We start from the raw sequence: 11,683 nt of genomic DNA on the forward strand, positions 1-11,683 counted from the left end.
AGGCATAAAGTAACGTCGTGCATTCCATAGAGCGGCATGTGGACCCCGGAAGCTACCGTAAGGTCGTCGGCCGCTTCGCCACGGGAGTCGCGATCGTCACGACCCGGCTCGGCGGCGTGGACCACGCGATGACCGTCAACTCCTTCACGTCGGTGTCCCTCGACCCGCTGCTCGTGCTCTTCTGCGCCGAGAAGGTGGCCCGTTTCCACGACGCCGTGATCGAGGCCGGGGTGTGGGGCGTGTCGGTGCTGCACGCCTCGATGGAGGACGCCTCCCGCTTCTTCGCCCACCGCGGCCGTCCGCTGAACGGGCAACTGGCCCGTTGGGAGCACCATCGCGGGGAGTCGGGGGTGGCTCTGTTCACGGGCGCCCTGGCCACGGTCGAGGTCACCACGACGGCGGTGTACGACGGCGGTGACCACTCGATCGTGCTCGGCCAGGTGACGGCCCTCGGCACCCCCGCCGACGGCTCGCCGCTGCTCTACCACGACGGCCGGTACAAGAACCTCTGATCCCGCGGCTACGCCTGGCCGGTGGGGCGGGCGTGCTGGTCGAGGGCGGCGACCAGGAGCGCCCGCGCCGACGAGCGCATGGTGTCGGCCGCCCGCTGCCGGGTGTATCCGGCGATGTCGGTGAGCCAGACCAGCGACTCGATGCCGGTCGCCGCGCGGATGGCCACGGCCAGGTGGTGGACGTCCAGGCCGGGGTGGGTGTCGAGGAGCGGGGTGAGGGCGTCCTCGATCCAGCCGATGGCCCGGCCGCCGCGCAGGTGCGGCTGTTCGGCGCCCGGTCGCAGGGACAGGCGCAGCGAGGTGCGCAGCTGTGGTTCCCAGTCGAGGGTGAGCCGGGTGAAGGCGGTCATCACCAGGTCCAGCCGCGCCACGGGGTCGGCGGGCGGGTCCGGGGGGAGCAGGGAGGTCTGTTCGATCTGCGGGTGCGCGGCGGTCAGCAGGGCGTTCTGGTTGGGGAAGTAGCGGTAGGCGGTGGTGCGGGAGATGCCGGCCGCGGCGGCGGCGTCCTCGACCGTGGGGTCCGCGCCGTCGGCCAGCAGGTTGCGGGCGGCCTCGACCAGGGCGGTGCGGGTGCGGGCCTTCTGCCGGTGGCGGCCGGTCTGCTCATATGGTACCGACATGCCCATCATGGTACCGTCGTCCCATGTAGCTGACTCGCCCTGTGAGGTGGTCCATGAGCGCCGATCCCGTGGTCACGAACCCGGATCTGTACACGGTGATCTTCGAGAACGAACGGGTCAGGGTGCTGCGCTACCGTGACCGGCCGGGCGACTCGACCAGCCCGCACGGCCATCCCGACAGCGTGATGGTCACGTTGTCGTCCTTCAGCCGCCGCCTCACCTCGGGCGCGCAACAGGTCGAGCTGGACCTGGAGGCGGGGCAGGCGCGGTGGGTCGGCGCCCAGGAGCACGCGGGGCGGAACATCGGCGGCACCGAGTCGCACGCGATCTTCGTCGAGCTCAAGGAAGGGGCGGGCGGCGTCCCGTCCGGGGGGCCGCTCGGCCCTGCTCCGTGAGGTGACCGGCCGGGTTCACAACTCGCGGAGGCCCGGCCCCGGGGCGCGTACCGGCCGGCCTTGTTCTGCCAATGGCCGGTCGCCGTTGGGCTGATGCTGCCAGGAGTGCACGGGGCTGAGGCCGTCGGAGGCGATCACGATCGTCTCCAGCCTGCCGTCGTGGTTCTGCCCGACGGTGGGGAAGGTGCCCAGCGGGCGGTGCCGGTCGTTCTCGAGCCCTCCGTCCCACCGCGACCAGCCTGCTGCCAGCTGTGCCACAGGCGGGCGTCCTGGCCGCGGGCGAAGACCTCCAGGCGCCCGTTCTGGTTGCGGACCACGGGCATGGCGCCCCTCAGGAGGTCTCGGCCGGACGGGGGGCGCTGCTCCGGCGCTACTCGTCCGCGTCCGCCGTGGTGGGGGCGGGCCGCTCGCGCGGGGGCAGCGGCTGCGTGGTGTAGAAGCGGATCTCGTGGCCGTCCGGGTCGTGCAGGCCGGGCAGGATCCAGCCGATGGTCGCCTCGTGCACGCCGGCGTGGCTGTCGCCGGACGCGGTCAGGTGGGCGGCCAGATCCTCGATGGCCTGCTTGTCCGGCACGCCGATGGCGAAGTAGTCGAAACCCGCGGCGGCGTTGGCCCGCTCCGGGTCCAGCCGCAGCGCCAGTACGGGACCGCCGTCCGGATGGGCGAGCGCATAACCCATCGGCACGCCCTGCTCGACGAACTCGATGTCGATCTCGTACCCGAACCGGGAGCGGTACCAGGCCAGGGAACGGTCCAGGTCGGTGACCGGGAGCTTGAGGTGGTGCACGCCGTCCAGGCGCGGGAGGTGCGACACGGGAATCCCCTCCTTGCAGTTGCACTGCATCGATGCAGTTATACTGCATTCTATGCCGGACCCCGTCAAGCGCGATCTGCGCGCCGCCCGCATCGCCGCCACCGAGGAGAAGATCCTGACCGCCGCCACCGAGCTGTTCCTCCGCAACGGCTACGCGGCCACCACCCTGACCGCCGTCGCCCGGTCCGCCGAGGTCGGCGACCGCACCGTCTACCTGCGCTTCGGCACCAAGGCCGCGCTGCTCAAACGCTGCGTCGACGTCGCCTACGCCGGGGACGGCGCGGCCGTCGACATCACCGGCCGCGACTGGTACGTCCGCGCCGGCACCGCCCCCACCGCCGAGGAGCGCATCGCCGCCCTGGCCGGGGCCGGCCGCCAGATGGCCGAACGCGCCGGCGACCTGCTGGCCGTCGCCCTGCAGGCCGCTCCCACCGAGCCGGACCTGGCCGCCGCCGCCCGGGCCGGCCGCGAGGCCACCCGCGCGAACATGCGCGCCTTCTGGGACAAGATGGCCGCCGACGGGCTCCTGGCGGGCGGGCACGACCTCGACTGGCTGGCCGACACCACCGCCGTCCTGGTGCACACGGAGACGTACCTGCTGGGCCGGGGGATGATGAGCTGGGACGCCGACACCTACGAACGCTGGCTCACCGACACCCTCACCCGCCTGCTCACCACCACCCCACCCCCACAGTGACCCATGCGTCCCGGGCGTACCCGATCACGAGCCCCGGCAAGGCAGGCGGCGGTAACGCGGCGGTGCGGCGGAGCCGGGTGCGATGTGGGGGCGGGGTGCGGCATGGAGCCGCGGTGGGACATCGGTCCGGGGCGAGTTGGGTCCCGGATGCGATGTGGGGCCGGGGGACATGGAGCCGCGGTGCGACAGGGGGCTGGGGTGAGTTGAGGTCCCGGCTGCGGGAGGGGGCCGAGGCTGGGTGATTGGGGACAGGGGGCGGGACATGACTCGGGCCAGGCGCTGGGGCCTGGCCCGGGGTCATGCGTAATGCCGGTCGGCGGTTACTGGGTGGGGGGCTCCGGCGGGGTGGGGGTGTCGGTGGGGGCGCCGGTGTCCGTGGAGGTCACGGTCGGGGTCGGGGTCTCGGAGGGGAGATCCGTGGGTGGCGCGCACGTCGGGATGTCCGTCGGGACGTCCGTGGGGACGTCGGTCGGGGCGCCTGTGGGGTCGTCGGTCGGGACGTCCGTCGCGGTCGGCGTCGGCGTCGGGGTGGGGGTCGGCGTCGGCGTGTCGCTCGGCGGTGGGGCGGGGGCCTGGGCCGGGGCGTCCGGGACGTCCGGGGATTCCGAGACCGAGGGCGACGGCGTGGCGGTCGGCGGTTCGGTCGGCGGAAGCGGGGACGTCGGCGGAGCGGGCTGACAGGTGAACGTCACCGTCGGCCCCGGCACGGTCACCGTCGGGCCGGGCACGGTCACGGTCGGGCCGGGCTGGGTCACCGTGGCGGTCACCGTGGCCTGCTCGGTCACCGTGGACGTCACGGTCGCCGTCGCGCTCGGCGCGGCCGTGGCGGTCGGCGAGACCGTCACGGTGCGGGTCGGCCAGGGGAGCGGCCTGACCTTGACGGCCGGCTTGCCCCTCGCCTTGTACGTGCCCTTGCCCAGCTTCTTCGTGGTCTGCCCGGCCCCGGTGGTGACGGGGATCTGGGCGGTGGCGCTCCTGCAGGACTTGCTCCTGCACACCTTCTGCTTCACGGTGAAGCGGGCCGCTCCGTCGTACTTGACGGACACATTCAAGTACGAGACGCCCTTCTTCTTGACCACCTTCGTCGTGGCGGTGTAATCCCCGACCGAGGGCGTCGCCGTGGGCGTGGCCGTCGGGGTCGCGGCGACGGGTAACGCCACCTGCGCGCCGGAAGGAGAATCGGTGGAACGTAGGGGATCGGTGGCTGATGTCTGGGTGATCGCGACTCCGCCGGCTCCGGCCAGTGCAACAGCGCCGAGCAGCGCGCCCAGGATGGAAAATCTCATAATCCTGCTCTTATGGGAGATTTCAGGACGCAGATCATTATTCCGACTTGTCAAGATTGGTCAAGACTGAGACGCATGAACAGGCGCTATCGGTTCCGGCGGGCGGTGAACTATCTGAACCTCGCCACCCCGCTCGGCCTACTCATCTCGTTCGTCGGCGGCGCGGCCCGCCGGCCCGGCCCCGACGGGCTCATCCTCGCCTTCGGCTACCGCTACCGCTTCCCCGTCGCGGGCGCGTTCACGGTGGGGAACGTCGTCCTGACCAGGTGGGACGAGCTGGACGACCGGCTCATCCGGCACGAAGGACGGCACGCCACCCAGTGGGCCTGCTGCGCCGGACTGCCGATGCTCCCGCTCTACCTGCTGGCCATGCTCCTGTCGGTCGTCGTGTGCGGGCATCAGGCGTCGTACAACGTGTTCGAGCGGCTGGCCGACCTGGACGACGGTGGCTATCCGCGCGCGCCCGTGTGGTGGCGGAGACGACGGCATAACGGCTGACCCATTACCCCGATCTCAATGTTTCGCCTGGCCGAGGCGGGGGCTGAACCGGCCCAGCGCGACCGCCGCGATGGCGAGGGCCGAGATCACCCCGGCCGACAACACCGACGCCGTGGACGGCCCCACGACCGCCACCCCGGCCACGGCCAGGCCGGAGACCAGCGCGGCCACCGCGACGTACGCCCAGGTGGCCAGGCGTACGGCTCGCAGTCGCGGGCCCTCGGACGGGAGCGTGCGGGACAGCAGCCAGGACAGGGCCGGCAGGAGGAGCACCCCGTGCATGAGCACGGCGTGGGCCGGCTTGAGCGCGGTGGCCACCGTGTAGGCGAACTGCTGGTTGCCCGTCATCACCGCCACGACGCCACGGGCGATCATCACGCCGCCGAAGACCATGGACGCCAGCAGCGTGGCGAAGCCGGCGCGTACGGCCAGACGGGTGCTCGGGGCGACCTCCGGCGCCGGGCGGAAGGCGGCGACGGTCATGGTGATCGCGATGACGATGAGCGTGATGCCGAACGCGGCCAGCGTGCGGGCGATGGCCGTGTCGAGGGGGGTCTCCATGTTGAAGTGGGACGGCACGCCGCGCCACGCCTGAAGGGTGATCAGCGCCACCTCGACCGTGGAGGCCACCGCGAACGCCCCGAGGACGAACGCGCGGGCACGCAGCCGTAACCACTGGGACACCCAGGTCAGGGTCAGCACGCTCAAGCCGAACGACACCCCGAAGGTGAACGGCTTGCGCCACGACACGGCCCCCTCCCACGGGCCGCCGGCCACGACGAGCACGCCCAGGTGCGCCAGGCCCACGAGCAGGAGGAAGATCCCGACGGCGTACCAGAGGCGATCGGAGTACCGGAGGCGATTCATGCGGCCATGCTGACAGCGACCGGGGTCCGGGCGCGTCGGACCACGGTCTGGCCTTCGACTACAACCACGGTCGTACACCGGGCGCGGCACCCGGCCCTCGCCAGGCCGTCCTCCAGCGAGGACACGCCCTCGAAAAGGGAGGACGCGCCCTCAGGGAGGGCGGCGGTGAGGGGTCAGGGGGAAAGGGTGAGGGTGTGGATGGCTGCGTTCTTCACGGACTCGGGCTTTGAGTACATCGGGAGCAGATCGCCCCGCGCCCAGGCTTCGGCCTGGTCCCAGTAGTTGTCGTGGAAGGCGTGCCCCGAGGCGCCCGTCAGGTTGATCCAGCGGGACTTGTCCAGGTCCGACAGGTCGACGACCATGCGCATCGACGGCACCGCCGTGACCCCGTACCCCTTCTGCACGTTCCACCCGGTCGCGTTCACCGCGTCCTTGTTGCCGGGCACGGCGAACGGGCCGCGGTTGAACAGCGCCTCCACGGGCGCGAGGCCCGAGGTGCCGAGCGTGCCGTTGACCAGTTCGAGCTGGTGCAGGTCGCCCCACTTCCAGGACTTGACGTCCGTGCCGAACAGCTCGGACAGCTCCTGGTACGCCGAGGCCATCGCCTGCCGCAGCATGTCGTCGCGGGTCTCGGTGAGGTTCTTGGTGGTCACGTCGTCCCAGAAGGGGTCGTCGGGGGCGGTGAGCAGGTTGGCGACCACGTCGTACCAGCGGTCGCCACCGGCGGGCCACACCTGCTCGGGCAGGTCGTCGTCGAACGTGAGCATGAGCAGGTGCCGCCACACCGCGTTGTAGTAGGCGGCGGGGGCGGAGTCGAGCCCCTGGGAGTGGTCCCACGTCCGCAGCAGCTCGCGGGCCTGGCGGGCGGCCCCGGCCAGGTCCACCCGCAGCAGCGCGGGCACCAGCGTCCCGGCGAACTCGTTGGAGGTGTCCTGCTGGATGTCCGACATCGTCCCGGCGTCGATCTTGCCCTTGCCGATCGCGGACTCGACGAGCTCGCGGATGCGCTGGGAGCGGTAGCCGTAGGACCAGTCCTTGGTCAGCAGCGGCTGGTAGCGGCGGGGGTCGATGACGGCGTTGTTGGCCGTGACGACGAACCCCTCGGCCGGGTCCTCCACCGTGGGGAGCTGGTCGTAGGGGATGGGGGCGGCCTTCCAGTCGTACTCACCGGTCCAGCCGGGCACCGGCCAGGTGCCGTCGCCCTTCTCCCGTACGGGGATGCGCCCGGGCGCCTGGTAGCCGATCTTGCCGCTGGTGTCGGCGTAGATCAGGTTCTGGGACGGCACCTCGAACAGCGCCGCCGCCGAGCGGAACTCGGGCCAGTCGCCCGCCTTGTTGAGCGCGAAGATCGCGTCCACGGTCCTGCCGGGGGTGAGGGCGGTCCATTGCAGGGCCACGGCGTTCGCCTCGCCGCTGGGGCGGGCGTCCGCCATCACCTCGTTGATCAGCGGGCCGTGCCGGGTGCTCTTCACGGTGATCGTGACGGGGTCGCCGCCGGCGACCTTGATCTGCTCCTGCCTCGTCTCCAGCTTGACCTGCTCGCCCTTGTACAGGTACGTGTCGCCGTCCACCTTCTCCAGGAAGAGGTCGGCCACGTCCGGCCCGAGGTTCGTGAACCCCCACGCGATCTTGTCGTTGTGCCCGATGATCACGCCGGGCACGCCGGAGAAGGTGAACCCGGTGACGTCGTACGGGCACTGCTCGGACAGCTTCCTGCAGTGCAGCCCGGCCTGGTACCAGACGGACGGCATCTGCGGGGACAGGTGCGGGTCGTTGGCCAGCAGCGGCTTGCCGCTCGTGGTGTGCTCGCCGGAGACCACCCACGAGTTGGAGCCGATGCCCTCGCGCTCCTCGCTGCTCATCGTGCTCGGCACGGCGTCGAGCGTCGCGGCGGCCTGGGAGAGCGCGCGGACGCCGCCGATCCGCGGCTCGGCCTGCTGGTCGTAGCGGCCCTGGGCGAGCGCGCCCTCGCCGACGATCGGGGTGTGACGGTCGTAGGGGTAGCCGGGGTAGAGCTGGTCGACGCGCTCCTTGGGCAGCCTGGTCAGCGCCAGGGCGCGGTCGATCTCGTCCTCCATGTTGGAGCGCAGGTCCCACGCCATGGCCTTGAGCCAGGCGACGGAGTCGACCGCGGTCCACCTCTCCGGCCGGTACTCGCCGTTCTGCAGCTTGAGCACCGAGTATTCGAGGCTCCGGTCGGAGGCGTTGGGGTTGGCGTCCAGCCAGGCGTTCACCCCTTTGGCGTACGCGGCCAGGAAGTCCTGGGTCTGCCGGTCGAGGCCGGGCAGCTCCTGCTCGGCCACCCGGCGCCAGCCCATGGTCCGCAGCGCCTTGTCGTTGCCGAGCGTGGCCTTGCCGAACAGCTCGGAGAGCCGTCCGGCGGTGGTGTGGCGGCGGAAGTCCATCTCGAAGAACCGGTCCTGGGCGTGGACGAAACCCTGCGCCATGAACAGGTCGGCCGCAGTGTCGGCATAGATGTGCGGGATCCCCGATTTATCGCGATAAATCTCGACGTTCCTGGCTAGACCCGGCAGCCGCAAAGACCCGTCCACCTGCGGGAACGACTTCCGTACGGTGTACACCAGGACCCCGGCCAGCACGAGCGCCAGCACGAGAAGCACGGTCAACACCCGGGCGAGCCACCGCAAAGGCCACGGCATCCACGCAAAGGGTCTCACCGATACCTCCATCTTGCCGAACTGGAACAAGTCTGGCAGTACCGGCTCACTGCTCCGGCCGTCTCAGGTGGTCGGAGCGGCCTCGCGCGGGGGTCTCCCGGTCAGAGGGCCCAGCTCTGTCCCTCCGGGGTGTCGGTGACGCGAACCCCCAGGTCGGCCAGCTCGTCCCGCAGCCGGTCGGCCGCCGCCCAGTCGTTGGCCTCCACCGCCCGCTCCCGCTGCGCCAGCAGCTCACCGGCACCGGCGGGCGGCACCCGCGGCTTGCCGATCTCCGTGGACAGGTCGAGCGCCAGCACCTGGTCCAGGTGCAGGAACGTCTCGAACTTCGACCCGGGCGCGACCGACCCGTCCAGCTCCAGCTCCCGCAGGACGGCCAGCGCCGCCGGGGTGTCCAGGTCGTCGTCGAGGGCCGCGCCGACGCGCTCGGCGTACGACGAGGCCATGGGCGCGCTGGGCGACTCCGACCACTCGGCCACCCGCGCCCGCCACCGCCGCACCGTGCGGTCGGCGGCCCGCAGGACGTCCCAGCCGAGATCGAGCCGCTCCCGGTAGCGGTGCCCGAGGAAGGCCAGGCGCGCCGCCAGAGGGTCGAGCCCCGCCGCCACCACGTCGGACAGCAGCACCGCGTTGCCCGCGGACTCCGTCATCTCGCGCCCGTCGAACAGCGGGCGCTCGCCGTGCACCCAGTGGCGCACCACCTCGTGGCCGGTCGCCGCGTCCGACTGGGCGCGCTCGTCCTCGTGGTGCGGGAATCGCCGGCCGGTGTCGCCGAGGTGCAGGTCGATCCGTTCGCCGAGGAAGCGCAGCGACAGCGCCGAGCACGCCACGTGCGGGCCGGGCAGGCCACGCCCCCAGGGCGCGTCCCGGGACTGGTCGCCGTCGGCGGCCCGCCACAGGGCCCAGTCGGCGTGGAAACGTTTGTGCGGATCGGCGGCGTCGATCGGGCCGGCGGGCTTGAGGTCGTCCAGACGAGTGCCGGAGATCTCCCCGTACGCCGGGAACGTCCGTACGTCGAAGTACACCGAACCGTCCGGCGCCGGGTAGGCGTGCCCCCGCTCGACGAGCCCGGCGATCAGCTCGATCATCAGGTCGACCGTCTCCCCGGCGCGCGGCGTGTGCTCCGGCGGCCGCAGGTTGAGCGCGGCCGCGTCGTCCCTGAACGCCTCCTCGTGGGCGCGGACCAGGTCGCGCGCCGACGGCTCCTCGCCGGGACGCCCGAGGTCGGCGACGTGCCGGCCGGCCACGACCCGGGTACGCCGCCCCTCCAGGACCCTTCTGACCAGGTCGGACAGCACGTACGCGCGCAGGTCGCCCAGATGCGCGCGGCGGTGCAGCGCCGGCCCGCACGTGTACACGCGCAGCGCCCGCCCGCCCGCGATCTCCTCGACCTGCCTGGCCCGGGTGTCGTGGATCCGCAACATCACCCGAGCCTAGCCCTCACCCGCCGAGGAAGCCGAGGATGTCCCTGTCCCCGCGCTCGCGCAGCCTGGCCAGCACCTCCTCGCGGGTGGCCGTGTCGGGCATCCCGATGCGGGCCCCGATCAGCCGCAGCCCCTCCATCTCGGAGTGCACCGGGGCGGTGTAGCCGATGAGGTAGAGCGCCCGGTTCAGCGGCGGCATTGCCACGGCGGCCGCGGGCAGGTAGCGGGTCAGCAGCTCGCCGCCGTCGGAGACGGTCAGGAACACGTGGTCGCCCTCGCTCGCCTTGAAGTCGGCCAGCACGTTGCGGATCGACCCCATGGTCGGCTGGTTGTGCCAGCTGATCACCACGTCGCCCGAGGGCGTCGAGGCGGTCAGCGACCCGCCGGGAGCCATGCCCAGATAGGCGGCGAACCCGGTCGGCAGGGGCGAGCCCGACCCGCGCAGGTGCTCGGCGTTGACGTCCACGCGGTGCCACCACCGCCCGTCGCGGGAGCGGAAGCTGCGCCGCGTCTCCGAGACGTCCTTGCGCGGCTGGTACGGCTCCGACTCCCCGGTGGGGGACGTGCCGGCCACCCTGATCCAGCCCCGCTGGGTGCGTTCGAACCCGGGGCCGCCCGAGTAGGCGCGCACCGAGCTCTCGCTCACGTCGTAGCGAGAGGTCAGGTTCGTCACGATCGTGCTCACCGAGGCCTCGCCGCCGGCTCGCTCGATCTCCCTGGCGATCATCTCCCTGATGCCCAGGTACTCGTCGCCGCCCCACCTGGTCAGCCCGTACTTGTTCCGGTCCACCCGGTGGAAGCGCTCGTCGGCGGTGAGCTGGTTGCGGATGCCGACCAGGCTGTAGTCCTCGCCGATGCGTTCCTGGATCTCCTCGGGCGACAGCGGCGTGCCCGCCACCGCCAGCACCGCCTCGGCCTTCTCGTTGATGCTGCGCGGCCAGGGCACCACGTGCCGGCCGAGCACCCGAAGCTGCGGCACGGCGAGGATCCACCGCTCGGCGACGTCCTCGCGGACGCCGAGCTGGGCCACCATGGACACCGCCTCGCCGAGCGGCCGCGGCCCGTCCGTGAACAGCTGCCGCGTCTTCTCCCGCAGCTCGTCGGCCCCGCCGGAGACCAGCCACCCGTCGGCCTGCTCGTAGCCGGTCAGCAGCGTCCGGATGAACCGCCACGCGGGGATGCCCAGCGTGCGCAGGTCGCCGCGGTGCCACGGCACGGCGGCCGCGAGGTCGTCGGCCGGGACCGCCGACCCCAGCCTGCCCCTCAGCCACGTCACGTGCGCCACCAGCGCCGCCGCCTCCGGCGAGCCCAGCCAGGCCTCCACGTGGTCGCGCAGGTCCCGCTCGATCTGCCTGATCCGCTCGCGGGTGACCGAGAAACGCTGCGCCAGCTCGTCGAGCGTGGCCCGCTGCGCCGCGTAGAGCCGGTCGCGGGCGATGGCGCGCTGCCGGTCGTCGAGCGCGGCGAACACCGCGTCGATCAGCTCGGGAAGGGGTTTGTCGGGCCGGGCCGGGACGGGCAGGGCGGCGGGCGCGGGTTCGAGCAGTCGCTCGAACACGCCGGCGAACAGCTTCTGCACCACGTCCTTGCCCAGCGACTCCGGCGTGCGCTCGGCCTCGGCGGGGTCGGAGAAACGCAGCAGCGGCAGGATGTCGCCGAGCAGCAGGTGCCCCCAGCAGGCCACGGCCAGATCGGCCAGGTGACCCGCCACGGTCTGCGTCCCGACGATCGCGCACGCGCGGTCGAGGGGGATCGCCTGCCACCAGGCCTCGGGCAGCTGGGGCTCCTCCACGATCGGCGCGATCTGACCAGGGGAGGTCCAGCGCAGGGGTGGCGCGAGGTCGCTCAGGCTGAGGTTCATTGAGGTCCAACCGGCAAAGGGAAGATATCCGCAG

The 11,683-nt window shown here is 72.0% G+C and carries 12 protein-coding genes; 4 read left to right on the plus strand and 8 right to left on the minus strand.

Annotated elements, in window-relative coordinates:
- Positions 1-17 precede the first annotated feature (17 nt).
- Complete coding sequence (locus tag ABZ444_RS35300) at positions 18-512, plus strand: flavin reductase family protein (protein WP_358006706.1); 495 nt, start codon at positions 18-20, stop codon at positions 510-512.
- Between the two features lie 8 nt (positions 513-520).
- On the opposite strand, the gene ABZ444_RS35305 is transcribed toward ABZ444_RS35300, so the two are convergent.
- On the minus strand, positions 521-1,132 hold the full coding sequence (locus ABZ444_RS35305; RefSeq protein WP_358006709.1) for a TetR/AcrR family transcriptional regulator: 612 nt from the start codon (positions 1,130-1,132) through the stop codon (positions 521-523).
- Between the two features lie 53 nt (positions 1,133-1,185).
- Here ABZ444_RS35305 and ABZ444_RS35310 point away from each other — a divergent pair, with 53 nt between their 5' ends.
- The gene (locus tag ABZ444_RS35310) at positions 1,186-1,527 is read left to right on the plus strand and encodes a hypothetical protein (protein ID WP_358006712.1); all 342 of its coding nucleotides are present in this window, start codon (positions 1,186-1,188) and stop codon (positions 1,525-1,527) included.
- A gap of 15 nt (positions 1,528-1,542) precedes the next feature.
- Here the strand turns inward: ABZ444_RS35310 and ABZ444_RS35315 are convergent, their stop codons facing one another.
- Positions 1,543-1,785: a hypothetical protein gene (locus ABZ444_RS35315; protein ID WP_358006715.1), complete on the minus strand. Its 243-nt coding sequence runs from the start codon at positions 1,783-1,785 to the stop codon at positions 1,543-1,545.
- A 112-nt stretch (positions 1,786-1,897) separates the two neighbouring features.
- Complete coding sequence (locus ABZ444_RS35320) at positions 1,898-2,341, minus strand: VOC family protein (RefSeq protein WP_358006718.1); 444 nt, start codon at positions 2,339-2,341, stop codon at positions 1,898-1,900.
- Between the two features lie 52 nt (positions 2,342-2,393).
- On the opposite strand from ABZ444_RS35320, the gene ABZ444_RS35325 reads away from it, so the two are divergent.
- Positions 2,394-3,038: a helix-turn-helix domain-containing protein gene (locus ABZ444_RS35325; protein WP_358006721.1), complete on the plus strand. Its 645-nt coding sequence runs from the start codon at positions 2,394-2,396 to the stop codon at positions 3,036-3,038.
- A 320-nt stretch (positions 3,039-3,358) separates the two neighbouring features.
- On the opposite strand, the gene ABZ444_RS35330 is transcribed toward ABZ444_RS35325, so the two are convergent.
- The gene (locus ABZ444_RS35330; RefSeq protein ID WP_358006724.1) at positions 3,359-4,324 is read right to left on the minus strand and encodes a hypothetical protein; all 966 of its coding nucleotides are present in this window, start codon (positions 4,322-4,324) and stop codon (positions 3,359-3,361) included.
- 75 nt (positions 4,325-4,399) lie between these two features.
- Between ABZ444_RS35330 and ABZ444_RS35335 the strand changes: the two genes are divergently transcribed.
- On the plus strand, positions 4,400-4,822 hold the full coding sequence (locus ABZ444_RS35335) for a hypothetical protein (protein ID WP_357974386.1): 423 nt from the start codon (positions 4,400-4,402) through the stop codon (positions 4,820-4,822).
- Positions 4,823-4,837: 15 nt separating this feature from the next.
- Here ABZ444_RS35335 and ABZ444_RS35340 read toward each other — a convergent pair whose 3' ends face one another.
- The 4 genes from ABZ444_RS35340 to ABZ444_RS35355 form a co-directional block, all read right to left on the minus strand.
- On the minus strand, positions 4,838-5,689 hold the full coding sequence (locus ABZ444_RS35340; RefSeq protein WP_358006726.1) for a hypothetical protein: 852 nt from the start codon (positions 5,687-5,689) through the stop codon (positions 4,838-4,840).
- A 173-nt stretch (positions 5,690-5,862) separates the two neighbouring features.
- Positions 5,863-8,349 (minus strand): penicillin acylase family protein, encoded by a 2,487-nt coding sequence (locus tag ABZ444_RS35345; RefSeq protein ID WP_358006867.1) that lies wholly within the window; start codon positions 8,347-8,349, stop codon positions 5,863-5,865.
- 119 nt (positions 8,350-8,468) lie between these two features.
- A complete protein-coding gene (locus tag ABZ444_RS35350; protein WP_358006729.1) occupies positions 8,469-9,788 on the minus strand; it encodes a cysteine--tRNA ligase in 1,320 nt (439 codons plus the stop codon).
- Between the two features lie 16 nt (positions 9,789-9,804).
- Positions 9,805-11,649 (minus strand): sigma factor-like helix-turn-helix DNA-binding protein, encoded by a 1,845-nt coding sequence (locus ABZ444_RS35355; protein ID WP_358006732.1) that lies wholly within the window; start codon positions 11,647-11,649, stop codon positions 9,805-9,807.
- Between the last annotated feature and the right edge of the window lie 34 nt (positions 11,650-11,683).

Source organism: Nonomuraea sp. NPDC005730 (assembly GCF_040630865.1).
Lineage (GTDB): Bacteria > Actinomycetota > Actinomycetes > Streptosporangiales > Streptosporangiaceae > Nonomuraea.